Genomic DNA, 25,422 nt, shown 5'->3' on the forward strand with positions numbered 1-25,422 from the left:
GGTGATCGCGGAGCGGCATCACACGAACATGCTGCGCGCGCTCGAGAAGTGGGGGTTCGAGCCGATCCCGTGCGACCTGCTGCACTACGCGCCGTTCGGCGGATCGTTCCACTGCGCGACGCTCGACAGTCGGCGCCGCGGAACGCTCGAGTCGTATGTCGATTGAGGGCGGCGCCGAGCCACGCAAGCGGTGCGTAACCCTCCGACAGAGGGCCCGACGGTCGTGGCGACGTGCCCCCGGACAGCGGGCGCCGACCGCCGGCGCCGACCGCGTTCGCCCCGCGTCTCGGCGACGAGCAGATCCACGCCGGCGATCAAGCCGTCCGCCTCCGCCGCGCGACGCAGCCGGTGCGCGGCGCTGCCCGCCGCCAGGGCGTCCTCGAGCAGGTCCGACACGGTGTCGCGGTCACCGGAGGCTTCCAGGGCCGGGCGCAGCCGTTCGGCCATGCCGCGCAGCACCGTGGGGGCGGGCGCCGGAAGGCGGGTGACCGGTTCGATGAGGTCGCCCTCCAGACCGGAGCGCGCCGCACGCCAGGTGGCGGCACGCAGCCAGTCGTGCCCGCCGTCGCACACGTCGGCGTCCGGCTCCGCCGACCGTTCACAGGCGTCCCGGACCAGGGCGCGGAACAATCCGGCGATGAGGACCACCGTCTCGGCGCGCGGGCAGGCGTCGCAGATGCGCATCTCGAGGGTCCGCAGATGCGCGGAGGGCCGTACGTCGTAATAGACCATGCCCGCGTCACTGATCACCCCGGAGCGGATCAGCCCGTCGACGGCGGCGTCGTAGTCCGCGGCCCCCGCGAAGCAGCCCACCGGGCCGGCGGTGGGCCAGCGCTGCCACACCATCGTGCGCCAGCTGGCGTATCCGGTGTCCGTGCCGAGCCAGATGGGGGAGCTGGCGGACAGGGCCAACAGGGGCGGCAGCCAGGGCGATATCGCGCACATGGCGCGTACGGCCGTGTCGCGGTCGGGTACGTCGACGTGGATCTGCGCGCTGCAGATCAGCTGTTCGTCGGCGACCCTGCGGTATGTGTCGGCCATGTGCCGGTAGCGGGGATCGGCGGTGAAGTCCTTGCCGGTCACCCGGGCCAGCGGCACGGTCCCGGCCGCCACGGCGGCCAGCCCCAGCGAGGAGGCCGCCGCGTCCAGCCGCCGCCGTGCCCGGGTGAGGTCGGCGTGGAGTGCGTCCAGGGACGCGTGGACCCCGCTGTTCCATTCCACGGCCGACTGCTGCAGTTCGGTCGTGAACTCGGGTCGGCGCATCCGGTCCAGGACCGCTCCCGCGCGTGGGACGAGGAACCCGCGCTCGGCGTCGAGCACGTGGAACTCTTCTTCTACTCCTATGCGGACGGTCACGGTCTCTCCTCAGGCCCCTGCCGGTCTCTGCCTGCTGTGTGGAGTCCAAGTGCCCGGCAACCGCGCACGTAAGCGCCGCCGTGCACGTGTGCCGCTGCCGCGTCACATATGAGCGGCGGAGCTGTGGGGGCGCCCGTTGCCCGCCCGTTTCCGCTGGCCAGGGCGGGGGACTCGCCGTGTGTGGTCGCGTATGGAGCGGAGCAGCGGGTACGCGTTCCCGCGTTGCGCGCCGGCTGGCTGAGGCAGGCGTTCGTCCACTGGCCCTTCCCGCCGGACGATGTGCAGGCGCTGCTGCCCGAGGAACTGGTCGTGGACGAGTACGAGGGCGCGGCGTGGGTGGGTGTGACCCCCTTCGTCATGGCCGACGTGCGCCCTCCCGGCATACCCCGTGCGCTGCCCGGGCTGCCGGCGTTCGCGGAGACCAACCTGCGGACCTTTGTCCGGTACCGCAACGGGCGGGACGGGCTCTGGTTCCTGTCCATCGAGGTGGCCTGCCCGCTGATGCTTGCGGCCAGGGCGGTCGGCGTGCCGTACAACCCGGGCACCTTGCGCGTTTCCGTGAACGGGGATGCCGTCTCGTACACGGGTTCGAGGTGGGGCGGTGGAGCCTCCTACCGCCTGGTCGTCCGCCCCGGCGACCCGATCAGGCCCACCGAGCGGGACGTATGGCTGACCTCGCGCTGGCGGGCGTACACGCGCCGGCTCGGCAGGCTCTGGGTGACGCCGACCGAGCACGAGCCCTGGCCGCTGCGGGACGCCGCCGTCGACGTACTCGAGGAGACGCTGACCACCGCGGCGGGCCTTCCCGCGCCCACGGCTGAGCCGCTGGCGCACTTCTCGGCAGGAGTCCGGCATGTACGACTCGGGGCCTCCAGGCCGTGTGTCCCGACGCCAGGTATGTACGGGGAGTAGGACCGCGAGCCGCACGCGCGGCACACCCGGACGGCGCCCGCGGCTGCGCTTCGACGGCTCGATCGCGGGCATGGGCACGTCCTCGGGGACGCGCCTGGTGCTGGGGCACTGGCAGCGGTCGCCGTTCGGGCCGTTCAGCGACGTGATGATCGAGCGGGCCGACGGGGAACGGCTGTTCGGTGCCCCGGAAACCCACCCTCACGCGGGTCACGACGACGGTGGAGCTGGGCGCGTGACCTCGTTTCCCGCGGGACGGCGCGGGTACCCGGGCCGTCCCTGCCGCGCTCCGCCCCCGGAAAGAGCACCTCGAACGCCAGGAGGGCCGAACGATGAGAGACCGGCTGCTGGTTTCCCTGCCCGGGCGGATGCTCGACGGACAGGGGGATGCTCGTGGTGGCATGTTCAGGCGTGCGGTGTGGCAGGGGCTGATCGCCGGTATGGCCGGGGCGGCGGTGATGACGCTGGGAGAGAAGGCTGAGCAGCGCCTCACCAGCAGGCCGGACTCCCATGTCCCGGCACGGGTCCTCCAGCGCCTGACCGGCATGCGCGAGCGGCCCGGTCGGCAGCCGCAGCCGGTGAACCTGGCCATGCACATCGCCCAGGGCGCGCTGCTGGGCATCCTGCGCTCGGTCATGGCGCACGCCGGGCTCCGTGGCCCGTGGGCTTCGGCCCAGTTCGCCGTCGTGCGGCTGACCAACGACCAGATCCTGGAGAACGCCACCGGTGTGGGCGCCCCACCGCAGACCTGGCCTCGGCCGGAGCTGGCTGTCGACCTGCTGCACAAGGCCGTCTACGCCTTCACCACCGGAGCCGTCGCCGACGCCCTCTCCGGCCGCGACGGCCCCGGCCCCGGCAGGCGACATGCCGCGCTGAGGCCCGGCCGCCGCTCGGACGTCGGCCCACTGCCCCGTACGGACGCCTACGGCCGGTAGTACAGGGGGTAGTGCAGAGGGGGCAGTACAGGGCAGCGTCACGCGCGGCGCAGCGGCAGGGAAGTTCGAAGGTGCCCGGCGCCGGCGGCGGACGACGCCCTCGTACGGCAGGAAGGCAGAGCCCATGAGCGAATCGGTCCGGCCCGACACCGCGCCGGGCACACGCGGCGAGCCCCGCAGGTCGATGGCCGTGTGCGCGCTGATCGGGGCGGCGGTGATGGCCGCGGTCGACGAGATCGTCTTCCACCAGATCCTGAACTGGCACCATTTCTACGACCGTTCCACCACCGGCGCGGGCCTGCTGTCCGACGGGCTGTTGCACAGCGCCGAACTGCTGGCTCTGGTCGCCGGGTTCTTCTTCTACGCCGACCTGCGCCGCCGCGAGGCCCTGGCGCCGGTCCACGCGTGGTCGGGCTTCTTCCTGGGCCTGGGGATCTTCCAGTTGTTCGACGGGATCGTGGACCACAAGCTGCTGCGCCTGCACCAGGTCCGCTACGGCGTGGATGTCACCCCGTACGACTGGGCCTGGAACATCGCCGGCCTGATCCTGCTGCTCACCGGCGTGGCCCTCGCCGTGCACGCGGCCCGCCGCGACCGGGCCGGATCGGCATCGTGACACTCGCGCACGTCCACCCGGGCCCGGACACGGGGCTTGGTCCCCTCGAGTCGGTCACCGCCGTGGCCGCGCTGCTGGTGACCGTCGCTTATCTGTCGGCCGCGGGGCGTCTGCGGCGTCGCGGGGATGCCTGGCCCCGGTGGCGGGACGTGTCCTGCACGGCCGGGGGCGGCGGTACGGCCTGGGCGGCGGTGGGAGTGCTGCCGGGCGGGCCGTTCACGGGCCACATGATCCAGCACCTGGTCGTCGGCATGGCGGCCCCGCTGCTGCTTGCCCTTGCCCGCCCCCTCACCCTCGCCCTGCGAGCCCTCGCACCCGGCCGGGCGCGACGGTTCCTGCCGGCGCTCGCGCACTCCCGTACCGTCGGCTGGTTCGTCTTCCCTCCCCTGGCGGCGCTGCTGGACGTCGGCGGCCTGTGGCTGCTGTACCGCACAGAGCTGTTCGCGGCCATGGAACACCAGCCGCTCCTGCACGGTGCGGTGCACGCGCACCTGGCGGCGGCAGGTCTGCTGTTCGCCTTCGCCGTGTGTCAGCTCGATCCGGTGTGCCGCCGCTGGAGCATCGCCGTACGCGGTGCCACCTTGCTGGCAGCCGGTGCCGCACACGGCCTGCTGGCCAAGACCCTGTACGCCCATCCCCCGCCCGGCACCGGGTTCACCACTGCCGACCTGCGCGGCGGGGCCCAGTGGATGTACTACGGCGGCGACGTGGTGGAAGCGGCCTTGGCCGTGGTGCTGGGGGTGGGCTGGTACACGGCCGGCGGACGTGCCCGGGTCCGGCGTGCGCGCCGAAACCGGTACCCGTCGCGGGACAACCGAACGGCCGGCACGACGGAGTGGATCGGCCGTCCCGACCGCGCCCGGACCCGGAGCTGAGCGCTCGGTCCGGTCGGGGAACGATCGGCGTGGACCGTGTCAGGAGTGGGTGACCTTGATGGCGGAGATGCGGACCTCGCCGTAGTTCTTGTCGGAGCACGGGTCGGAGTTGCCGCAGTTGGCCTGCGTGTAGGCGCCCGCTTTGAAGTAGTTGGTGTCGCCGTCGTGGGAGATGGTGGTCTCCAGCTCGCCGTTGTAGTACACGTCGATCTCGCCGTCCTCCGCCACGAACTTGGCCTCGAACTCGGTGCCCAGCTCGTAGTCGTCGGTGACGAGGTGGTGGCGGCTGTCGTCGCCGTCGGTGATGTAGAGCCTGCTGCCGTCGAGGCGGAAGACCGTGACGTCGTCGTCCCCGCCGTGCACCTGCGCGCCGACCACCTGGGGCTTCTCCTTGGGCAGTGCCGTGAACGCCTCGGTGACCACGAGGGTGTGGGTGCCGTCCGTGGTGGACCACTCGGCCTCGTCCGCGCCGCCGTCGGTCATCTCCCGCAGCTCGGCGCGCGGATAGCTGGAGCCTCCCGTCGTCACACCGTTGACGGCCGCCCGGAACCGGACCGCGTCGCAGGCGGCGTTGGCCCGGAACCAGGGGGAGGCGGAGAAGGTCGCCAGCTCGGGCTGGGTGATCTCGGTGGGATCCTCGTCCTCGCCGGTGGGCAGGGTCAGCTTCCAGTTGGTCAGGTCGAGGACCTCGGACGGATACGCGCACCGGGCGGCCGCCCGCTCGTGCGCGGCCGGAGTGGCGGCCTGGGCGGACAGCGTGAGCACGGCGGTCGAAACGACCGCGGTGACGCCCGCCAGCACGCAGGTGCGGGTGCTTGGCATGGGGGGTTTTCCTCACTGTTGGGGAACTATCGGAGGACTGTCGGGGGGTGTTCGGTTCGGGCCGCGGTGAACCGTAGTCGTCGTTGTCGGGACCGGTCCCGGAATCCTTTGAGCGGTAGGCATGAGTGCGACTGATGAAGTCTCTGGGTAGACACTGCGTACGGTCCGCCGTACGCAGTAGGTTCGATCCGCGCATACGGCCCCTGGGCCGTGCGCGTTCTGGACTCGAACGAGGGGGAGGATCCGTTGCGTTCCGGGGACGAGTTCGCCGGCCGCTATGTCCTCAAAGAGGTCATCGGCGCGGGTCGGAGCGGCGATGTGTGGCTGGCCCACGACACGGTGGTGGGGCAGGACGTCGCCCTGAAACCGGAGCGGATCGATGGCGACCGCGAGACCGCGGTACGGCGGCTGCTGGGCGAGCCGCGTGCCATGGCCAAGTTCCGCGACCACCCCCACGTCGTGACGCTGTACGACGTCGTGACCGTGCCGCAGGACGGGAACGCGGACGCGAACGGGGACAGGGACAGGGACAGGGACGCGAACGGGGACAGAGACGGGGACAAAGACGGGGACAGGGACGGGGACGAGCCGGAGACGTACTGGTTCGTCATGGAGTACGTGCCCGGCGGCGGCCTGGACCGGAAGCCACCGATGTCTCCGCTCCGGGCGGCCCGCGTCGGTGCCCAACTCGCCGACGCCCTCGCCGCCTTGCATGAGGCGGGCATCGTCCACTGCGACCTCAAGCCCGCCAACATCGGCCTCTCCCGACGCGGTACCGGGAAGCTGCTGGACTTCGGCGCCGCCTACCGGGTCGGCGGCACCGAGACCATCACGGCCAACGGCCCGTTCAGCTTCACCCCGGACTACGCCGCCCCCGAGCTGGCCCGGGGCAACGTCCCGCAGCCGGCGTCGGACGTGTTCTGCCTGGCCACCACCCTCCACGCGCTGGTCACCGGCTCCCCGCCGCGCGGTGACGGGGATGCCCCCAGCAGGAAGGGGGAGGACACCGAGCGCCTGAGGTACTGGAAGGCCGAGCAGGGCGTCGTCGAGATCGACGCCCCCGCGGTAGGCCCCCTGGCCCCCGCGCTCACCGCCATGCTGCAACGCGATCCACGCCGACGCCCCGACGCCGCCGAGGTCAGGCGGCTCCTGGAGGCCATCGCCGGACCCGTACCGGCGACAGCCCCCCGGCGCCCGCGAAGGAACCGGCGGCTGCTCGCCGCGGTCCTCGGCGTCAGCGCCGCGCTGGCCTTGGGGCTCGTCGCCCTGCCTGACCGGGCCGACGGCGACGGCGGGAAAGCCACCCGCGAGTCCGGCCGGAGCAGGCTCGCCGAAGACGCCTCGGACGCTTCGGACGCCTCAGACGCTTCGGACGCCTCGGACGCCTCGGACGCCAAGCAGTCGGCTCTGATCGGCGATCCGCACACCGCCGACCTCTGCGCCCTGGCCGACCCCGCCGCTGTCAGCCGGTTCGGCAAGGCCCAAGTGGACCCGGAATACGGGAACTTCGACCGCTGCGACGTACTCGTCCGCCCCGACGACAAGACCCGTATCGACGTGTCGATCCGCTTCCGCCGGGGCTCTCCGCCCGAGACGTCGGAACCCGCTCAGACCATCGGGGAGATCGGCATCCTGGAGGAGGAGCCGGAGAGCGACGAATGCGGGCTGCTCCTGCTGCCGCCCGACGGCAACGTCGACGACACCCTCGTCAGGATCCGCGTCAACGTGGAGGACGGCTCCGTGGCCGGCGGCACCGCGACGCTGTGCACGATCGCCCACGCGGCCGCCCGAAGCGCCGCCGAGGACCTCAACCAGGGCCCGCTCCCCCGCCGTTCCCCGCCCTACCCGGACGCGTCGCTGGCCTGGGTGAACGCCTGCGAGCTGCTCGACGCGAAGGCGCTGTCCGTCATCCCCGGCATCCGGGCCGCCGCGCCGGAGGTCGGTGTCGCGAACTGGGACTGCGAATGGTTCAGCGACGTCGACGATCTGGAGACCGAGGTGAGCTTCTACCGCGATCAGGTGTCCTCGGAGTACGGCGACCCGATCCGGCTCAGCGGCTACGACGCCTACGTCGTCCCCGAACGAAACGGCGAGGACACCTGCACGATCTTCGTGAAGTACCGCGAGTACGGCGACTACAACGCCGAGACGGCCGCCGAGATGCTGCGCCTGTACGTCGGCGGGCAGCGCCCCATGGACGAGCTCTGCGCCATGGCCACCGAGCTCACGGCTTCCGCCGCCGCGGAACTCCCCGCACGCTGAAGCACGGGGGAGACACGCTGACGCACGGGAGAGAGACGGGGCCGAGCCCGTGCCCCGGTGTTCAGCGTGCCGCCGCCCGCTCGATCAGCCCGGCGGCGGTGCGCAGGCCGTCGCGGGCCCGGATGGTTCGGGCGGCGTCGGCCAGGACGGCTCGTGCTCGGGTGTCGGCGAGCAGTTGGGACACGGCGGCGTGCAGCTGTGCGTCGGTGCAGCGGTAGGGGTCGAGCCGGATGCCGAAGCCCAGTTCGGCGACGCGCTGGGCGTTGTCGTACTGGTCCCAGAACAGCGGGAGGAGCACCGTCGGCTTGCCGAAGTGGAAGCACTCGGTGACGGTGTTGTTGCCGCCGTGGGTGATGACGAGGTCGACCTGCGGCAGAATCCGCGTCTGCGGGAGGAACTCCGCGCCCCACATGTTCGGCGGCAGCTCGATCTCGTCGTGCAGCGGCCCTTCGGAGACGATGTAGCGGTGCGGGGTGCGGGCCAGCGAGGCGATGATCCGGCGCATGAGGTCCACGTCGGCGGAGCCGAGCGAGCCGAGGCTGAAATAGATCAGCGCGCTCCCCTCCGCTCCGGCGGAAGGCCCTGCGGAAGGCCCTGCGGAAGGCGCGGCAGAAGGCCCGGCGAGTGCCGTCGGCAGCGTGAACTCCTCGTCGGTCTCCCGTACCGATGAGTCCAGCCGGTGCCAGGTGGGGCCCAGCGGCCGGGCGTCGGTGTAGTCGGCGGTCTCGGGGTAGACGTAGAGGTTCAGGTCGCCCTCGTGGATGAACTCCAGGTCGGGCAGCGGCCGTGCGCCCTGTTCGGCCACCCAGCCGTTGAACTCGGTCCACAGCTCCCGATGGGTACGGTCGTACTCGGCGCGGAACTCCGCCCAGCCGGTGCGGTCACCGGACGGGTAACCGGAGAAGGGCGGAGGGACATGGTCGCCCTTCACCTCCAGCGGGTTGCACGAGACGATCCGCACGAACGGTACGCCCGCCGTGGTGAGAGCGGGGAAGCAGACGACGTTGTCCTCGACGATCACATCCGGCCGGACCCGCTCGATGATCGCCCTGAGCTGCGGCTCGCAGTACCGGGCGCCGGAGACCAGCTCCTGCCAGACGGGCTTCACCCAGGTTTCCAGCTGCTCGATCGTCGGCTTTCTGAACTCGGGGGCGGTGTCGCGGATGAAGTCCTTCCAGAACTGTCCCGCCTCCTGCGGCTGTTCGGGCGGCGGCGCCAGATCGATCAGCTCCTCCTCGAAGCCGAACGCGGTGAGCCGACCCTTCCAGGACGCCTCCGCGGCGAACACCACCCGGTGCCCCCGGCGGCGCAGTACGTCGCCGATGCCGACGCAGTTGTTCGTCGGACCGTACGCGCTCTCCGGCGCGAAGAGGATCGTCAGCGGTCTCACGAAGCTCTCTCCCCCTGGTGCTCGACCGTTCGCGACACCGTCACGGCGCCGCCGTGGCAGGCCCATTCCGCTGACCGCCGCGCACGACCTTCCAGCGGTCCAGGCGCTCGGTCAAGACGTATGTCGGCCGATGAGGCGCCACCGTGGCCGGCGCGGCGTTCACGAGGGAACACAGAGTCAGCCCGAGCGAGCGCGGGGCGATAATCTGACCGCTCATCATTGGGGGGGCTTGTGAGGACTGTGGGGGACTTGTGCGAACGATATCGACCGCTGTGACGGCTGCCCTGACCTGCTTAGTGGTGGGCGCCACGGTGGCCGGCTGCACGAACGGCACCACCGCGGAGGAACCCTCCGCCAAGCAGATGCTCGACGACGCGAACGACACGATGAACGACCTCAAGTCGGTGACCATCGACATGGTCAACTCCGTGCCCGACCGCGGCAGCTTCTCCAGCCGTGTGACGACCGACCTCAAGGCCAACTGCGTGTCCAAGACGACTTGGGCCAAGGGCACCAGCCTCGAACAGATCCGAATCGGCGAGACGGACTACGTCCGCCCGAACCGCGCCTACATCGAGCGGTGGTCGGGCAAGGCCATGTCCGGCACAGGAGACCAGAAACGCTGGATCAAGACGCCCACCAGCAATGCGCAACCGGGAGACGGACTGTCCGACTGCACCCGCCCGTTCGCCTCCTTCGGCAAAGCGAGGAAGGGCGCACCGACCAAGGTCGACGGCACCCCGGCGATTCCGTTGATGGTGACGGACAAGGCGGACAAAGACGGCGGCACCTACACCTTCTACGTCGCCACCAAGGGCAAGCCGTACATCCTCAAGGTCGTCTTCAAGGGCCCCGAATACGTCAGCACCACCACGTTCAGCGCCTTCGACAAGCCCATGGACGTGCGGCCCCCGGCCAAGACCGACGTGCTGGACGCGAGCGCCATCGGCCGCTGAGGCCGGACTCGGGTCAAGGGCCCGGACTCGGGTCAAGGGCCCGGACTAGGGGCAAGGACCCGGACTCGGGTCAAGGGCCCGGACTCGGGTCAGGGAGCAGGACTCGGGTCAGTCGGCCGGATTCAGGACGGTGGGCGCCGGCCCGGCGAGGATGCCGCCGTCCAGGACGAACTCGCTCCCCGTCGAAAAGGTCGCGTCGGCGACGACGAAGAGCACCATCCGGGCCACCTCTTCGGGCTCACCGAACCGGGGAACGGGCTGCCCGGAGACGTACGACTCGTCGAATCCGGCAGTCATCCGCGTGCGAATGGCACCGGGGTGGACGGAGCAGACGCGCACCCGATCGGGAGCCAGCTCCAGCGCGGCGGTCTTCGTCAGCCCGCGCAACCCCCACTTACCGGCCACGTACGCTCCGACGCCGGCATAGGCGGTCAGCCCCGCAAGGGAGGACATGTTCACGATCACCCCGCCACCGGCCCGGCGCAGCGAGGGCGCCACGGCCCGCATGCCCAGCCACGCGCCCAGCAGGTTGACCTCGATGACCCGCCGGAACGACTCGAGACTCTGTTCCTCCATCGACCCCCACTCCATGATCCCCGCGTTGTTCACCAACACCGAGACCGCCCCCAGCTCCCGCTCCGTCTCCCCCACCGCCCGCCGCCAGCCGTCCTCACTACTGACGTCCAGCCGCAGATACCGGCACCGCCCACCGAGCTCAGCCGCCACCTCCGCCCCCTCGGCGTCCCGAATATCGGCGACCACCACGGCGGCACCTTCGCCCGCGAGGAGACGCGCCACCGCGGCGCCGATCCCACCGGCCCCGCCGGTGACGATCGCCACCTGCTCGCTGAGACGTCCCATCGTGCCCTCCTGAGCCCGGAGCATTGAGCCCGGCTGCGTTGCGGTGCCCTGCCGCAAGCATCGGGTGCGGCGGCGCCGGGCGCAGTTCTGGGTGACCCGGCGCCGTTGGCACCGCCATGGCTGCACAGACGATCGCCAGGTCCATCGGGGTCGGATCCGCCGGCGGATCCGCGCCGTGTCGTTTCGCTACCTGGCGAGCCCTGTGCGCAGGCATACGCTGGTGGGCCAGAGCAGAGTGACCACCAGACAGCAGCTAGGCCGAGGTAGCGATGCGTCAAACCAATCTCACTGGGGAGTCAGCCGCATACGTCAGCGCCCGCGAGGAGCTGCGGCAAGCCGAGATCGAGCTGATGCGCCATCGTGAACGCGTCGCCGAGCTGCGTCGCCGGTTGCCGCTGGGCCCTGTCGTCGATGACTACGTGTTCGAGGAGGGCCCTGCTGATCTCCAGGCGGGCGACGCGCCGACGCAGACCGTGCGCCTGGGTGAACTGTTCACTCGACCCGGGCGTGACCTGGTCGTCTACCACTTCATGTATGGCAAGAACCAGACCGAGCCGTGCCCCATGTGCACGATGTGGATCGATGGGTTCAACGGAGTGGCCCACCACATCGCGCAGAACGTCGACCTCGCGATCGTCGCCGCGGCCGACCTGCCCGCGCTCCGTGCGCACGCCCGAAACCGGAAGTGGACGAATCTGCGTCTGCTCAGCGCCGGGTCCAGTACCTTCAAGTACGACCTGGGCAGCGAGGACGCCGAGGGCAACCAGGACTCGACGGTGTCGGTGTTCACCCGCGACGACGACGGGTCGGTACGCCACTTCTACTCGGTGCACCCCCGGATGTCCGACGACATCGACCAGCGAGGCATCGACCTGCTCAGCCCCGTATGGCACATCCTCGACCTCACTCGCCAAGGCCGAGACGACTGGTCCGCGGCACTCAGCTACTAGCGGCGGCGAGCCGACTGGGAAGTAGCAATCGCCCAACCTCCGTCGATCCGCAATTTCGCGGCACTGCCACGCGCGTCTGGATCTTGTGGGCGAGTTCCCCGGCATCAGCGACCACCGCCCATCGCACGGGCACGCTCATGGCAGGTCCTCCCCTCCACGAGGGGGTTCTTGATTGCAACCGCCGCCACACGCTCCGTATCCTGCTGGGCAACGCGTCGACGGAGACGAGTAGCCACGGATCACGCGAGCCGAGAGAGCCGCCGGAAGCTGTGAAGGCGGTCTCGCACCCCGAGGTGAAGACCCTCCCGAGCGCGGGGAGGAACGACCCCGCCTGGTGGTCCAATGCCCCGCCGGCCGGCCCCCGTCACCGGGCCCGAATGAGGCCGCCATCAGGTGGCGGCGAAAGTGCGGTGGCACCGCGAGTTGCCCTTCTCGCCCGCACTCCCAAGGGATCATGACGATGTCCTTCGGAGGACCGAAATGATCCACAGCCGCGTACACGTCTCCGACCTGCGAGAACACGTAGGCCGTACTGTCTCCGTCTGCGGGTGGGTGAACACCCTCCGCCTGCAGCGCAAGATGCAGTTCGTCGTCGTGCGGGACAGCACCGGCATGGTGCAGGTGACCCACAAGCGCGATGAAGGGCCGCTGGAGGCCCAGCTCGAAGCCCTCACATCCGAGTCCGCCGTCCGCATCACCGGCCGCGTCGTCGACGCGGCCCAGGTCAAGCTGGGCGGCCTGGAGATCGTTCCCGAGGCGGTCGAGGTCCTGAACCCGGCCGCCACACCGCTGCCGATCGACGACCACACCGGCCTGGAGCAGAGGCTGGACTGGCGCTTCCTGGACGTGCGCCGCCGCCCCGCCACCCAGCTGATGTTCGCCGTGCAGACCACCCTGGAACAGGGCATGCGCGAGTACGCCTACACGCAGGGCGCCACCGAGATGCACACCCCCAAGCTCATGGGCACCGCCTCGGAGTCCGGCGCGGAGGTCTTCAAGCTGGGCTACTTCGGCCGCAGCGCCTACCTGGCGCAGTCGCCGCAGTTCTTCAAGCAGATGGCGATCGCGGCCGGCGTCGACAAGGTCTTCGAGATCGGGCCGGTCTTCCGCGCCGAGCCGTCGTTCACCTCCCGGCACGCCACCGAGTTCACCGGCGTCGACGTGGAGCTGGCCTGGATCGACGGGGTCGAGGACGTGATGGCGTTCGAGGAGCAGATGCTCGCCCACGCGATCGCCAAGGTCGCCGACGCCCACGGCGAGACGATCGCCGAGCACTACGGCGTCGAGGTCGCCGTGCCCACGACACCCTTTCCCCGCATCACCATGACCGAGGCACACGAGATCCTGCGCAAGGGCGGCTGGGACCCCGCAGGGGTCAAGGAAGACCTGGACCCGGAGGGCGAGCGCGGCATCTCGACCCACATCAAGGAGGCCACAGGGCATGAGTTCGTGTTCATCACGCACTACCCGGTCGGTATCCGGCCCTTCTACCACATGCGTCCTGCCGACGACCCGAGCGTGACCTTGAGCTTCGACCTGCTGTGGAAGGGCCTTGAGGTCACCACCGGCGCGCAGCGCGAGCACCGGTACGACGTGCTGCTGAAGCAGTCCGCTGAGAAGGGCATGAGCGCGGAGCCGATGCAGGACTACCTGAACGCATTCCGGTACGGGTGCCCTCCGCACGGGGGCCTTGGCATGGGCCTCGGGCGGGTGCTGATGGTGATGCTCGGCCTGGACTCGATTCGGGAGGCGACCTTTCTGTTCCGGGGGCCGAACCGGCTTTCTCCGTAACCCGGTCGTGGCTGCGTCCCACGACCCGGGCAAGGGCGGCCTGGTGTCGTGGCACGCAGCCTCAGTAGCGGACATTGCGCAGGTCATGCCCATGCTTCGGCGGGGTTCTTGTCCCAGTAGGCCCGCAGTGCCAACTCCCCGCTCGGAGAAGCGTCCCTGGTGGCACGACCCACTGTGGGAGAGGATGAAGCTCATGGCGAGCGCCGACTCGGTGGCGACCCAGCGGGGTGTCACACCATCTGACATCAACGACGACGCATCAGGCGGCCGTGAGCGACCAAGAGCGTTGCACCAGCAAGTGTGCCAAGTCCCCTGGCAGGCCGCCCGAGCGAACTCCCAAAACGGGTGTTGGCGGGACCGTGCTCGCACGACCGTGTGCGGTCAGCTAGGCACGAGCGGAGGACAGACCGCGGCCAGGGAGCTGCTGGCCCAAGCGCCCCAGCAAGCATGGGAGTTGCCGATCACCGCATAGGTCTTCAAATGGCATCGGCCCTAAGATCAGCAGTATCAACGGGCGACTTGTGCCAGGCGCGGACGGCAGGGCATGCTCAGTGTCCACCATCTCCCTGCTCCCTACACCGAATCCCCTGCTCTGCACTGAGGCGATGATGACCGCGACCGATGACGACAGACTCCCTGCCGAGGCGCGCGCCCGAAAACGCATCGACGAGCAGCTCGCGGCTGCAGGCTGGCAGGTACAGGACGGCAAGGATCTGAACCTGTTCGCCGGCGACGGTATCGCAGTGCGTGAGGTCATCATGTCCGCCGGACACGGGCGGGCAGATTACCTGCTGTACGTCGGCAGGAAGGTGGTCGGCGTCATCGAGGCCAAGCCCATGGGTACCACGCTGTCGGGCGTGGAGTGGCAGTCTTCCATGTACGCCACAGGACTGCCGGAGCGGCACCGGAAGCGGTCCCACCTGCGGGGCGAACGCCTGCCGTTCGTCTTCGAAGCATCCGGCGCCGAGACGCACTTCACCAACGGTTACGACCCCGAGCCGCGCGCCCGGAAGATCTTCGCGTTCCCGCGGCCGGAAACGCTGGCCCGAGTCATCCGGGACGCCGACACCACCCCGGATGCCCCCACATGGAGGGCGAAAGTGCGGGCGATGCCACCGCTGGCCACCGAGAAGTTGCGTCCCGCGCAGATCAATGCGATTCAGGGCGCCGAGGAGTCTCTTGCGGTGCAGCGTGCCGACCGCTCCCTGATCCAGATGGCCACCGGCGCTGGCAAGACCTACACCGCGGTCACGCTGTCGTACCGGCTGCTGAAGTACGCAGGCTTCAAGCGGATCCTATTTCTGGTGGACCGAAACAACCTGGCAGACCAGACGGCCGGCGAGTTCGCCAACTACGCCACCCCTGACGACGGGCGACGCTTCACCGAGATTTACTCGGTGCAGAAGCTCTCAGCAGCGGGCATGCTTGCCAGCTCCGGTGTCGTGATTTCCACAATTCAGCGCGTCTACTCGGTGCTGCGCGGCAAGGAGGTCCCGGGCGGCGACGACCCGCGGCTGGACGACTGGACGCCGGACGAGCCGGTTACCGTCCAATACAGCCCGACCATGCCGCCCGAGTCGTTCGACCTAATTATCGTGGACGAGGCGCACCGCTCGATCTACGGGGTGTGGAAGGGCGTCCTGGAATATTTCGACGCCCATGTCATCGGACTGACGGCCACGCCCGGGAAGCAGACGTTCGCGTTCTTCCGCCAGAATCTGGTGTCGCAGTACACCTATACGGAGTCCGTGGCGGACAGCGTGAACGTCGACTTCGACATCTACCGGATCAAGACCGAGATCAGCGAGAACGGAGCAACGATCGAGGCTGGCACACATGTGCCGAAGGTAGACCGGCGCACCCGCATACAGCGGATCGAGGCCATCGACGAAACGCTGGAGTACCGGAAGTCGCAGCTCGATCGCGCGGTCACCAACCCCAACCAAATCCGGACCGTCCTGGAGACCTTCCGCGACCGGCTGTCCACGGAGATCTTCCCCGGACGCACGGCCGTCCCCAAGACACTGATCTTCTGCAAAGACGACGCCCACGCCGAAGAGGTAGTCACGCAGGTGCGGCAGGTCTTCGGCAAGGGCAACGACTTCGCCGCAAAGATCACCTACCAGGCAAAAGACCCCAAGGGGCATCTGCAATCCTTCCGCACATCCCCGAGCCTGCGCGTCGCCGTGACCGTGGACATGATCGCAACCGGCACCGATGTCAAGCCGTTGGAATGCGTCTTCTTCATGCGAGACGTGCGCTCGGCCCAGTACTTCGAGCAGATGAAAGGCCGCGGCGCGCGGACGATTGCTCCAGCCGACTTCCAGGCGGTGACTCCCGACCCGAAGGCCAAGGAGAAAACCCGGTTCGTCATAGTCGATGCCATCGGCGTCTCCGAGCATAGTTTCGTCGACCCTCCGCTGAACCGCACCAAGAGTGTCTCGCTGCAGCAGCTGCTTCAGAAGGCCGCGAACCTGACCATCACCGAGGACGAGACCGCCACGCTCGCCTCCCGCCTCGCCGCGCTGGAACTGCAGCTCAAGCCTGCTGAGCACACCGAGCTGGAGAGCGTGGCGGATCGGCCGCTCAAGGCGATCGTGAAGCGGCTTGTCGAGGCCTGCGACCCGCAGAACCAGGCCGGGGCCCTCGCCACCGCTGGCCCGGGGGTGAGCCGCGAACAAGTCGTAGACGAGATGATCGAGGCCGCTGTCGAGCCGCTCGCGGCCAACCCAGAGCTGCGCAACCGGATCATGGAGCTGCGCCGTCAGCACGATTTGATAATCGACGACACCAACCCTGACACCCTCCTGGAGGCCTACGGAGTCGTCAACGATGACAAGGCGATGGAGATCGTCTTGGACTGGCGCGCCTATCTGCACGAGCATCGCAGCGAAATCACTGCGCTCCAGATCTTGGAAGAGGCTGGCCGCTCTGGCTATCGCCCTGCGGGCGATGTCTTCGCGCAGATCCAGGAGCTGGCCGACCGCATCGCTCGCCCGCCCCATCGCTGGACGCCTGGTGTGCTGTGGAAGGCGTACGAGCAGGTCGAGAAGGGCCGGGTCCGGCCGAACGCCAAGGCAACAGTGACGGACTTGGTTTCTCTGCTCCGGTTTACCCTGCAAAGTGACGACGAGCTGGTTCCGTACGCCGACAAGGTACGCAAGCGGTATGAGGGCTGGTTGCTGCAGCAGAAACAGGCCGGAGTAGTCTTCACGGACGCGCAGAGGTGGTGGCTGGACAACATGGCCGAGGTGATCGCAGCGTCAGCAGGAATCGATGCCGACGATCTGGACGAATCACCCTTCGTCGAACGCGGTGGCGTCGACGGTGCCTTGCGCGACCTCGGCGACTCCGCCAGCGACCTGTTGGAGACCCTCAACCAGGAGCTCACCGCGTGAATGACCTGCCCGCAGGTTGGCGTTGGCTAACGCCCCATGAAATTGCTGGCGAGGACCGTTCATCGCTCGTGATCGGCCCGTTCGGAAGCAACCTGAAGACGTCGGATTACACGACCGAGGGCGTACCGCTCGTGTTCGTTCGTGACATCCGTAATAGTTCGTTCTCACACCCCCGTGCCTTCGTCAGCGCTGCCAAGGCTGAGGAACTTAGCGCGCATCTCGTGAAACCAAAAGACGTGCTGGTGACGAAAATGGGTGACCCACCCGGCGATAGTGTGGTTTATAGCGGCTCGGGTCTGGCCGTCATTACGGCGGACTGCATCCGCCTGCGTCCCGCGCCTGATTTTCATCCCAGCTACATCGCCTACGCACTTCAGGCGCCTGATGCTCGCCGCCAGGTCGCAGGGATCACCGCTGGTGTCGCTCAGTTGAAAGTGAGCCTAGCTCGCTTCCGTGGCGGCGTTCGTATCCCAGTACCCCCGCTGCCCCAGCAGGAGCGGATCGTCGAGGTGCTGGAGGAGCACCTGTCCCGCCTTGACGCCGGCGTCGCTTACCTCCAAACCGTGCTCCGGCGTGTGGCTACGTATGAGGACGCCATCATCATGCGTGCCCTCGGTAGTACAGAGACCAGTACGGACGGTGTCCAGCAGATCCTCAATGGCAACTTGCCGCAGCTTGCTCCAAGGTGGGAATGGAAGCAACTTGCCGATGTCGCCGATGTTGTCGGCGGAGTCACGAAGGACACGAAGAAGCAGACGGATCCGTCCTACGTCGAGGTTCCTTATTTGAGGGTCGCCAACGTCCAGCGGGCACGTCTGGACTTGGACAACATCGCTGTTCTCCGTGTCCCCCCAGCCAAGGCAAAGACACTCCTCCTACAGCACGGAGACGTTCTCATGAACGAAGGAGGGGACCGCGACAAGCTTGCCCGAGGTTGGGTCTGGGAGGAGCAGATCGAAGGGTGCATCCACCAGAATCACGTATTCCGTGCACGTCCGCGACCTGATATGCGGTCTGAGTGGCTGGCCTGGTGCGCGAACACCTATGGCGCTCGATGGGCGCAGAGGCACGGCAAGCAAAGCGTGAATCTTGCTTCCATCAGCCTCAAGGTGATTAAGACCATGCCGATCCCGGTGCCGCCGTTGTCAGTACAGGATGAACGACTCGCGCAGATTCGCGAGATGCTTGAACGCAGTCGACGCCTTCGTTCTGTTGTCGAGGGGGAACTGAAACGCGCCGAGCGTCTACGAAAATCCCTTTTGAGTGCTGCGTTTTCTGGAAGACTAGTCGGGGACTCAGGCTCGACTAATGCTGAGGTCATGGACCCACTGACAGAGGAGTTGCCCTCCCCTGTTCGCGAAGGGGTGCTGTTCTGATGGCCGGCAAGCAGGTTCGCCTGTTTCTTGTGGACGGGACACCCGGCGGACTCATGACCGCCGAGATCATGAACTGGACCGGGCACGTTCTCAAGGGAAAGCGTGAGAAGCTCGGCGAGATCCGGACCCGCCCGGAAGCCCGGCGCACCGGCGTCTACATACTTCTCGGCGACGACCTGAAGTCTGTCGGAGACCGCATTGCCTACATCGGCCAGTCCGACGACGTCGCCAATCGCCTGATTCAGCACGACGCGAGGAAAGATTTTTGGTCCGAGGTCGTGGTCATCACCTCCAAGGACACGAACCTCACTAGCGCCCATGTACGTTACCTGGAAGCGCGCCTCATCCGGCTGGCTAAGTCCATCGGCCGCATACCCCTGGAGAACGGCAACGAGCCGACCGGGGGCGCTGACCTACCCGAGGCTGATGCGTCGGACATGGAGTACTTCATCGAGCAGCTTCGCGTCCTCCTGCCTGTCCTCGGTATCGACATGTTCCGCGGGCGCGAGACCCGTATCGCTCCTGCCGGATCGGGACCCGCTTCCGCGCCGGCGCCCGTCACCGCCGCACAAGCGACAACATCTCCCGTATTCCGGTTCAAGCGGCCGAAGATCGGCGTGGACGCCCAAGCGCAGCTGATTGATGGCGAGTTCACGGTCCTCGCCGGCTCCGTCGTGTGCGCTGCCATGCCGGACCGGGACGGATTCAGCGAGTCCACCGCTCGCCAGTACAAAGTTAGGCAGGAGCAACACCACAAACTGCTCGAAGACGGCTCCATCGTCATCGGAGCCAACGGGGTCGCCCGCCTCACCCGGGACGTTGTCTTCTCATCCTCGTCCGCCGCAGGTGCAATCGTGCAGGGATCGGCGTCCATCAACGGGCGCGAGGCTTGGGGGACTGAGGACGGCACCAGGTTCGGCGAGTGGGAGAGCCGCGACGTGCAGTAACCCGTCCGCATTAACCGGTCTTGTGGGGCAGATGCCCCGGTGTTCGAAGGAAGAGAATCATGGCGGATGGTCGCCGACTGGTCGACAAGCTATGGTCCTACGCGGGCGTCCTGCGTGACGATGGCGTCGGAGTCATCGAGTACACCGAGCAGCTGACGTACCTGCTGTTCCTGAAGATGGCGCACGAGCGCGCCCATCGGAAGCTCAAACCGGAGAAGATCGTCCCCGACGAATTCTCCTGGCAACGTCTGCTGGATGCCAAGGGTATTGCTCTGGAAGCCGAATACACGCGAATCCTGCTGGGCCTTGGAAGGCAACGCGGAACGCTGGGCACGATCTTCCGCAAAGCCCAGAACCGCATCCAGGACCCGGCCAAGCTGGAGCGCCTGATCCACGACCTGATCGACAAGGAGAACTGGTCGTCCACCGGGACCGACATCAACGGTGACGCCTACGAGTCCCTCCTGGCCAAGGGGGCCAGCGACAAAGGTTCTGGGGCCGGCCAATACTTCACGCCGCGCTCGATCATCTCCGCAATGGTCGACATCGTGCGGCCCACCGTGGCCGACACCGTCGTCGACCCGGCCTGCGGCACCGGCGGCTTCCTACTGACCGCGCACGAGTACGCCTCCAAGAACGCCAGGCACATGACGCCCCCGGAACGCGAGCATCTGCGCGACTCCTTCGTCCACGGCGTAGAGCTAGTGGATGGCACTGCTCGCCTCGCGGCAATGAACCTGATGTTGCACGGCATCGGCAGCCCCACAGGGGACTCACTAGTAGAGGTCAAGGACGCCCTGATCGCCGACCCCGGCAAGCGGTGGTCAGTGGTCCTTGCGAACCCGCCGTTCGGCACTAAGTCGTCGGTCACCATGGTCGGCGTGGACGGCAAGGCCAACCGAGATGATCGGACGATCGAGCGCCAGGACTTCGTCGCTACTACGAGCAACAAGCAGCTCAACTTCCTGCAACACATCATGACGATCTTGGACATCAACGGCCGTGCGGCCGTGGTGCTGCCCGACAACGTGCTGTTCGACGCCGGAGCCGGAGAAGTCCTGCGCCGTCGTCTGCTGAGGGATTTCGAGCTGCACACACTGCTACGCCTACCCACCGGCGTGTTCTACGCCCAGGGTGTCAAGGCGAACGTGCTGTTCTTCGACAAGAAGCCGGCCAGCGAGACGCCGTGGACCAACAAACTGTGGGTCTACGACCTCCGTACCAACCAGCGCTTCACACCCAAGAAGAACCCGCTGACGCGCAAGCACCTGGACGACTTCGTGGCCTGCGCCAACCCGGGACACCCTCACGAGGAACGCGAGGAGACAGAGCTCTTCAAGTCGTTCACGTACGACGAGCTGATCGCCCGCAGCAAGGTCAACCTCGACATCACGTGGCTGCGCGACGAGTCACTCGAGGACCTCGACAACCTGCCAGCTCCGGAGATCATCGCCCGCGAGATCGTCGAAGACCTCACCGCTGCCCTTGAGGAGTTCGCCGCCATCGCCTCTTCCTTGGAAGACACCGAGACGGAGTCCGTCGAGTAAGAGGCCCAGGCAAGCGGCGCTGGCGCCTGCGGTGCGGGGAGGGCTGCAAGCCCGCGGCTACCGGTTCCACGACCGTGGACTACTTACGGACGGGACACGTCGGTTATGGCTACTCGAATCCTCCAGAGGGAGGACGCAGGCCACCAACTGACGTGTCTGCTGTACTGCGTTGGCGCTGTACCCCTCTCGCCCGTGCGTCAGCCCTGGGCCGCGTACTGCACGAACGCGGCCCACTTTGAGGTGGCGAAGGCTAGTTGGGCGCGGGAAGGGGTCTTGGAGTCGCGGACGTGGACCGTGCCGGGCGCGACGGCGACTTCGATGCACGCCCCACCCTCGTTGCCGCTGTAGCTGCTCTTGAACCAGGCGAGGCGCGCGGGTTCCGCCGTACTCATAGCTCTCCCAGCATCTTTTTGATCAAGGCGAAGGACTCTTGCATGGTGAGCGCCTGCGCCCTGAGGCTGCCGTACTGTGCGGCCAGGATACGGACCTCTTCGGGGTCCGTGACCAGTCGGCTGGAGTTCTGTGCCTCGGTGTATCCCAACTGGGGTTTCCCCTTGGGCGTCAGCAGGATGAAGGAACCGCCCATGCCGGCATGTTCGGTACGGTCCATCGGCATCACCTGCAGTTCCACGTTGCGCAGCCCGCCGAGTTGAAGCAGATGCTCCAGCTGTTCCTTGTGGACCTCTCGTCCCCCGAGAGGGCGCCGCAGCACCGACTCTTCGATGACCGCAGTGATCATCGGAGGGGGCCACTGTGTGAGGATCTCCTGCCGTGCCAGCCGAGAGGTGACCCGTTGCTCGATGGTCTCCTCGTCCAGCAGCGGTTTGCGCATCTCGTACAGAGCCCTGATCCGCCGTTCGGTCTGGAGCAACCCAGGGATGTCATGGCAGTTGTAGTCGTTGATCTCGACCGCCTGCCGCTCCAACCGCGCATAGTCCCTGAACCAGGCCGTATGCCGGACCCTCGCCTTCGTCTTGGCCTTCTCCACGTCCTCGATCGTGGCCTTCAACAGGCCGCTGGCGTTCAGGAGTTCATCGGCCGCGTCCAGGAACTCTCGTCGCGGTGTCCGTCTCCCCCGCTCAAGCGACGAGATCAGGTCCTCGCTGTATCCGAGTTGGTCCCCCAACTCCTTCTGCGTGAGACTGGCTCGCTCCCGAAGTACTTTGACCTGCTTGCCAATCGCCCGGTTCAGGTCGCTGGCCTGGTCGCCTTCGTCGTACGTCTCCTGCGGCTCCGTCACCGTCATCCCACACCCGCCCTGCTGTCGTACACGCCCCAACCAGGTCACGGCCGACACCCCGCACAGGACACCGTCCGTACCGGTACGCACACCCTGCGTACCGGATAATTCCCTGGTCAGGGTAGAGCGGGGCGGACACGATCGGTGACAGCAAGTCAGATATCTCCGCCCAGCAGGTTGTTCAGTGAGTGGGGTCGGCCACCCAGCAGCGCGGCGAACGATCGATGATGTCCTGTATCCGGTCCGGTGCCGGGCCAACAGAGCACGCCTGCTGCGAGCGGTGTCTGAACCAGGGCGGGACCTTACCGCTCCGCTTTGACATCGAGCACGGCCTTACCCATGACACGGCGGGCAAGGAGCGCCTCGGCCGCCTCCGGAGCGCGTTCCCAGGAGCCGCGCCAGCCGATCTGAGGATCGAGTGCCTTGTTTTCGAGGAGGTGCACGAGGTAGGCGAGGTCTGAGCCGAAGCCGGGGCCGAAGCCCGGGTCGCCGACCGTGAAGGATTCGAGGCGCTTGCGCCCGCCGTTCAGACGTTCCCGCTCGAAGTCGATGGTGGTCGGCTCGCGCGAGGCCATCCCGATGCTCTCGACGCAGCCCCCGTCCTCCAGGAGGCTGAAGGCCTCAGCCAGTTGCGTGCCACCCACGTTGTCCAGCACCCCGAAGACGGGTGCGGTGACGTTCTGGGGGCCTACGACGATCTCGTCGGCCCCCAGCTCGCGGAGCCCTTCTCCCCGGGCTTGGCTCCCCACGGACGCGATGACATGCGCGCCGGCGTGGGCCGCGAGCTGCACCGCGAAGCGTCCGACACCGCCTGAGGCCCCTGTGATCAGGACGCGCCGGCCCACCACGGAACCGAGTTGCCGCAGCGCCCGCAGGGCGGTGACACCTGCTGCCGGAAGTGCGCTCGCGGAGGCGAGGTCGACGGAGTCGGGAACGACGGCCAGCTCTGCGGTGTCGGCGGCGCGGCGCTCGGCCCAGGCCCCCGACGCCCACCCGAAGGTCACGACGCGTGCGCCGGGCGGTGGCCCGGAGCCATCGGCTGCGGCCTGGATGATGACGCCTGCCGCGTCCAGCCCCAGGATGGTGCCTGGTCGTGTTCGATCAGCTTTGAATGCGAGTTCCGCGAAGTTGAGCGAGACCGCGTGCACCTCGATCAGGACTTGCGAGTCACGGGGCACCGGCTCGGGAACCGTGCTGAGGCGGAGGCCTGCGGGTACCTCAGGTTCGTAGATCAGCGCTCGCATTCTGCTCCTCATGTCCTCGTAAGACTGTTGAACGACGTCAGTGCGGCAGGTCGGCGTGACGTTCGAGGAATGCGGCGACGTCCGCTGGATGCTCCAGCGGCAGTGGGTAGACAACGAGCCGGTCGACGCCGAGGTCGGCGTAACGCCGGGCGGTGTCGGCGTTCACCGGGGAGAGCTGCATGAAGTTGATCTCCAGTCGGCCCAGCCGCTCCGGCCGTTCGACCTCGGTGGCCGCCTTCCGTAGCCCGGCGAGGTGCCCGGCGAGATCATCCGGGCTGTCACCATTGCCGAACCACCCGTGGCCGCGGGCGACCGCCCGCCGGAAAGCGGCCGGGCTGTGACCGCCGATCACGATTCGCGGCCCGTCTTCCCTGACAGGCCGCGGGTGTGCGTCGATGCCGTCGAAGGCCACGTACCGGCCCTGATAGGACGGCGCGGGCTGGGTCCACAGCGCCCTCATCGCGTCCAGGTACTCGTCGGTGCGTCGGCCACGCTCCGAATACGGCACTCCTACCGCGGTCATCTCCGGTTCGAGGTATCCGGCGCCGACCCCCAGAAGCAGTCGGCCACCGCTGAGCACGTCGAGGCTCGCGACCTGCTTGGCGAGCACCAGCGGATTGCGCTGCGGCAGGATGACGATCCCGGTGCCGAGTTCCAGCCGTTCAGTGACGGCTGCGACGTAGGCCAGATGCACCAGCGGGTCGAGAATCGGGTCCGTCGGCTCCATCGGCGCGGCCGGTACCCGAGGGCTGGGCAGCACGACGTGCTCACCGGCCCACCACGACCGGTACCCCAACTCCTCCGCCAGCCGAGCCAGCCGGAACGTCTCCGCAGGACCCAGCACGGCTTTGGCGTTCAGCCCATGTACGCCTAGCTCCACCAGTGCCCCCTCCATCCGCCCCGGTCGGCGAAACCGTAGGCGCCCTGCTCGCGCCCACGTAATCAATCGTGGGATCACGCACGCCATCTGTCCAAGAGCTGCTGTTATAGCCTTTGGCTATGGATGTCCACGTCCGGGACCTGCGCTACTTCGTCGCGGTCGCAGAGGAACTCAGCTTCACCCGAGCCGCGAGCGATCGGCTCTTCGTCTCACAGCCGACGCTGAGCAAACAGATCCGCCAACTGGAGCTCTCCTTTCGGACCGCGCTCTTCGAGCGCGACCGGCGGACGGTCACCCTGACCGCCGCGGGCAGAGCCCTCCTGCCCCATGCCCGGCGTCTGATCGAGCAGTGGGAGAAAGCGCAGCGTGCGGTTGTTGATGCCGCAGCGGCGCAGGACACGACTCTTACGGTCGGTTTCCAGACGAGCATCGGTCGCGGACTCATCCCGGCCGTCACCGCCACGATGGAGAAGTTGCTTCCCGGTTGGCGACTCCAGTTCCGCCAGGTGACCTGGGCCGACCCGACGGTGGGACTTGCCGGCAGCGATGTCGATGTCGCCATCGCCTGGCTGCCCATCCCGACGAGCGGCGATTTCTCTCACAAGGTGATCACCAGCGAAGATCGTTGGGTCGCTCTCCCAACCAATCACCAGCTGGCCGACCGTCCTGTCGTGTGCTTCGAGGATCTCGCCGATGAGCCTTTCATCGCCCTTCCGGCGGCGGCCGGAACGCTCCGCGAGTTCTGGCTCGGCAACGATCACCGTCGGACACCGGCACGGATCGCTGCGACGGCCGAAACCGCCGACGAGACTTTCGAGGCGGTCGCTTCAGGACTCGGGATAGTCCTCCTCTCTGCGGGCAACGCCGAGATCTACAAGCGAGAAAACGTCACCTGCCGACCGGTCACCGGTCTCTCTCCCAGTGAGCTCGCCGTCGTCTGGCGCACAGGAGACCATCGCGAAGCCGTGCGAGTCTTCATCGACGCCTGTTGCCTCTGCACGGCAGCCTGACGAACACCCCAAGGAGGCGCCCCAGCCCGCACCCGCCCGGTACCTGGTCGGGACTTT

Annotated in this window: 20 protein-coding genes and 2 pseudogenes; 14 read left to right on the forward strand and 8 right to left on the reverse strand. The window is 67.8% G+C overall.

The features are described from left to right. A pseudogene (locus tag CLM62_RS52845) lies at nt 1–166 on the forward strand (amidinotransferase); the annotation flags it as partial. 32 nt (nt 167–198) lie between these two features. Here CLM62_RS52845 and CLM62_RS44455 read toward each other — a convergent pair. Next, nucleotides 199–1,356: pseudogene (locus tag CLM62_RS44455) on the reverse strand (glutamate--cysteine ligase); the annotation flags it as partial. Nucleotides 1,357–1,536: 180 nt separating this feature from the next. Between CLM62_RS44455 and CLM62_RS44460 the strand changes: the two are divergent. The 4 genes from CLM62_RS44460 to CLM62_RS44480 all read left to right on the forward strand — a co-directional run bounded on the left by CLM62_RS44460 (nt 1,537) and on the right by CLM62_RS44480 (nt 4,691). Next, complete coding sequence (locus tag CLM62_RS44460) at nt 1,537–2,268, forward strand: YqjF family protein (RefSeq protein WP_095755593.1); 732 nt, start codon at nt 1,537–1,539, stop codon at nt 2,266–2,268. Nucleotides 2,269–2,597: 329 nt separating this feature from the next. Further along, entirely contained in the window at nt 2,598–3,200 is a 603-nt protein-coding gene (locus CLM62_RS44470; RefSeq protein ID WP_257004451.1) for a hypothetical protein, read from the forward strand. 124 nt (nt 3,201–3,324) lie between these two features. Beyond that, a complete protein-coding gene (locus CLM62_RS44475) occupies nt 3,325–3,816 on the forward strand; it encodes a DUF2243 domain-containing protein (RefSeq protein ID WP_257004452.1) in 492 nt (163 codons plus the stop codon). Continuing rightward, nucleotides 3,813–4,691 carry a cytochrome c oxidase assembly protein gene (locus CLM62_RS44480; protein ID WP_095755596.1) on the forward strand — a complete coding sequence of 293 codons (879 nt, stop codon included), beginning with the start codon at nt 3,813–3,815 and terminating at the stop codon, nt 4,689–4,691. The genes CLM62_RS44475 and CLM62_RS44480 overlap by 4 nt, the downstream gene beginning before the upstream one ends. A 39-nt stretch (nt 4,692–4,730) precedes the next feature. Here the strand turns inward: CLM62_RS44480 and CLM62_RS44485 are convergent, their stop codons facing one another. Then, a complete protein-coding gene (locus CLM62_RS44485) occupies nt 4,731–5,513 on the reverse strand; it encodes a polysaccharide lyase family 7 protein (protein WP_095755597.1) in 783 nt (260 codons plus the stop codon). A gap of 246 nt (nt 5,514–5,759) precedes the next feature. On the opposite strand from CLM62_RS44485, the gene CLM62_RS44490 reads away from it, so the two are divergent. Then, nucleotides 5,760–7,775, forward strand: a complete 2,016-nt coding sequence (locus CLM62_RS44490; RefSeq protein WP_095755598.1) for a serine/threonine-protein kinase — start codon at nt 5,760–5,762, stop codon at nt 7,773–7,775. 61 nt (nt 7,776–7,836) lie between these two features. On the opposite strand, the gene CLM62_RS44495 is transcribed toward CLM62_RS44490, so the two are convergent. Next, complete coding sequence (locus CLM62_RS44495; RefSeq protein WP_257004453.1) at nt 7,837–9,165, reverse strand: nucleotide disphospho-sugar-binding domain-containing protein; 1,329 nt, start codon at nt 9,163–9,165, stop codon at nt 7,837–7,839. A 272-nt stretch (nt 9,166–9,437) separates the two neighbouring features. Between CLM62_RS44495 and CLM62_RS44500 the strand changes: the two genes are divergently transcribed. Then, nucleotides 9,438–10,121 carry a hypothetical protein gene (locus CLM62_RS44500; protein WP_257004454.1) on the forward strand — a complete coding sequence of 228 codons (684 nt, stop codon included), beginning with the start codon at nt 9,438–9,440 and terminating at the stop codon, nt 10,119–10,121. Between the two features lie 108 nt (nt 10,122–10,229). Here CLM62_RS44500 and CLM62_RS44505 read toward each other — a convergent pair whose 3' ends face one another. Then, complete coding sequence (locus tag CLM62_RS44505) at nt 10,230–10,982, reverse strand: SDR family oxidoreductase (protein ID WP_095755601.1); 753 nt, start codon at nt 10,980–10,982, stop codon at nt 10,230–10,232. A 269-nt stretch (nt 10,983–11,251) separates the two neighbouring features. On the opposite strand from CLM62_RS44505, the gene CLM62_RS44510 reads away from it, so the two are divergent. From CLM62_RS44510 to CLM62_RS44530, 6 genes are all read left to right on the forward strand, one after another. Further along, nucleotides 11,252–11,932 (forward strand): DUF899 family protein, encoded by a 681-nt coding sequence (locus CLM62_RS44510; protein ID WP_095755602.1) that lies wholly within the window; start codon nt 11,252–11,254, stop codon nt 11,930–11,932. Nucleotides 11,933–12,412: 480 nt separating this feature from the next. Then, complete coding sequence (gene aspS, locus CLM62_RS44515) at nt 12,413–13,723, forward strand: aspartate--tRNA(Asn) ligase (RefSeq protein ID WP_095755603.1); 1,311 nt, start codon at nt 12,413–12,415, stop codon at nt 13,721–13,723. Nucleotides 13,724–14,328: 605 nt separating this feature from the next. Further along, entirely contained in the window at nt 14,329–17,121 is a 2,793-nt protein-coding gene (locus tag CLM62_RS44520) for a DEAD/DEAH box helicase family protein (protein WP_179382485.1), read from the forward strand. Then, the gene (locus tag CLM62_RS49135) at nt 17,118–18,497 is read left to right on the forward strand and encodes a restriction endonuclease subunit S (protein WP_143659263.1); all 1,380 of its coding nucleotides are present in this window, start codon (nt 17,118–17,120) and stop codon (nt 18,495–18,497) included. The genes CLM62_RS44520 and CLM62_RS49135 overlap by 4 nt, the downstream gene beginning before the upstream one ends. After that, entirely contained in the window at nt 18,497–19,444 is a 948-nt protein-coding gene (locus CLM62_RS44525) for a GIY-YIG nuclease family protein (protein WP_095755604.1), read from the forward strand. The genes CLM62_RS49135 and CLM62_RS44525 overlap by 1 nt, the downstream gene beginning before the upstream one ends. Nucleotides 19,445–19,503: 59 nt before the next feature. Next, nucleotides 19,504–20,991, forward strand: a complete 1,488-nt coding sequence (locus CLM62_RS44530) for a class I SAM-dependent DNA methyltransferase (RefSeq protein WP_095755605.1) — start codon at nt 19,504–19,506, stop codon at nt 20,989–20,991. 197 nt (nt 20,992–21,188) lie between these two features. On the opposite strand, the gene CLM62_RS44535 is transcribed toward CLM62_RS44530, so the two are convergent. The 4 genes from CLM62_RS44535 to CLM62_RS44550 all read right to left on the reverse strand — a co-directional run bounded on the left by CLM62_RS44535 (nt 21,189) and on the right by CLM62_RS44550 (nt 24,355). Next, nucleotides 21,189–21,383, reverse strand: coding sequence for a DUF397 domain-containing protein (locus CLM62_RS44535; protein ID WP_095755606.1), 195 nt, complete (start codon nt 21,381–21,383; stop codon nt 21,189–21,191). Next, the gene (locus CLM62_RS44540; RefSeq protein ID WP_095755607.1) at nt 21,380–22,237 is read right to left on the reverse strand and encodes a helix-turn-helix transcriptional regulator; all 858 of its coding nucleotides are present in this window, start codon (nt 22,235–22,237) and stop codon (nt 21,380–21,382) included. Before CLM62_RS44540 ends, CLM62_RS44535 begins: the two co-directional genes overlap by 4 nt. A 296-nt stretch (nt 22,238–22,533) precedes the next feature. Next, nucleotides 22,534–23,475: a zinc-binding dehydrogenase gene (locus CLM62_RS44545; RefSeq protein ID WP_095755608.1), complete on the reverse strand. Its 942-nt coding sequence runs from the start codon at nt 23,473–23,475 to the stop codon at nt 22,534–22,536. 37 nt (nt 23,476–23,512) lie between these two features. Beyond that, nucleotides 23,513–24,355 (reverse strand): LLM class F420-dependent oxidoreductase, encoded by an 843-nt coding sequence (locus CLM62_RS44550; RefSeq protein ID WP_095755609.1) that lies wholly within the window; start codon nt 24,353–24,355, stop codon nt 23,513–23,515. A gap of 119 nt (nt 24,356–24,474) precedes the next feature. Here CLM62_RS44550 and CLM62_RS44555 point away from each other — a divergent pair, with 119 nt between their 5' ends. Beyond that, nucleotides 24,475–25,365 (forward strand): LysR family transcriptional regulator, encoded by an 891-nt coding sequence (locus CLM62_RS44555; RefSeq protein WP_095755610.1) that lies wholly within the window; start codon nt 24,475–24,477, stop codon nt 25,363–25,365. Nucleotides 25,366–25,422 lie beyond the last annotated feature (57 nt).

It is taken from the genome of Streptomyces sp. SA15 (assembly GCF_002291145.1).
Taxonomy (GTDB): Bacteria; Actinomycetota; Actinomycetes; order Streptomycetales; family Streptomycetaceae; genus Streptomyces.

Excerpts from the sequence above, each read along its gene's own strand:
- CLM62_RS44475 (WP_257004452.1), top strand. The coding sequence starts at position 3,325 with ATGAGCGAATCGGTCCGGCCCGACACCGCGCCGGGCACACGCGGCGAG.
- CLM62_RS44530 (WP_095755605.1), top strand. The coding sequence starts at position 19,504 with ATGGCGGATGGTCGCCGACTGGTCGACAAGCTATGGTCCTACGCGGGC.
- CLM62_RS44510 (WP_095755602.1), top strand. The coding sequence starts at position 11,252 with ATGCGTCAAACCAATCTCACTGGGGAGTCAGCCGCATACGTCAGCGCC.
- CLM62_RS44485 (WP_095755597.1), bottom strand. The coding sequence starts at position 5,513 with ATGCCAAGCACCCGCACCTGCGTGCTGGCGGGCGTCACCGCGGTCGTT.
- CLM62_RS44555 (WP_095755610.1), top strand. The coding sequence starts at position 24,475 with ATGGATGTCCACGTCCGGGACCTGCGCTACTTCGTCGCGGTCGCAGAG.
- CLM62_RS44505 (WP_095755601.1), bottom strand. The coding sequence starts at position 10,982 with ATGGGACGTCTCAGCGAGCAGGTGGCGATCGTCACCGGCGGGGCCGGT.
- CLM62_RS44470 (WP_257004451.1), top strand. The coding sequence starts at position 2,598 with ATGAGAGACCGGCTGCTGGTTTCCCTGCCCGGGCGGATGCTCGACGGA.
- CLM62_RS44535 (WP_095755606.1), bottom strand. The coding sequence starts at position 21,383 with ATGAGTACGGCGGAACCCGCGCGCCTCGCCTGGTTCAAGAGCAGCTAC.
- CLM62_RS44545 (WP_095755608.1), bottom strand. The coding sequence starts at position 23,475 with ATGCGAGCGCTGATCTACGAACCTGAGGTACCCGCAGGCCTCCGCCTC.
- CLM62_RS44540 (WP_095755607.1), bottom strand. The coding sequence starts at position 22,237 with ATGACGGTGACGGAGCCGCAGGAGACGTACGACGAAGGCGACCAGGCC.
- aspS (WP_095755603.1), top strand. The coding sequence starts at position 12,413 with ATGATCCACAGCCGCGTACACGTCTCCGACCTGCGAGAACACGTAGGC.
- CLM62_RS44520 (WP_179382485.1), top strand. The coding sequence starts at position 14,329 with ATGATGACCGCGACCGATGACGACAGACTCCCTGCCGAGGCGCGCGCC.
- CLM62_RS44525 (WP_095755604.1), top strand. The coding sequence starts at position 18,497 with ATGGCCGGCAAGCAGGTTCGCCTGTTTCTTGTGGACGGGACACCCGGC.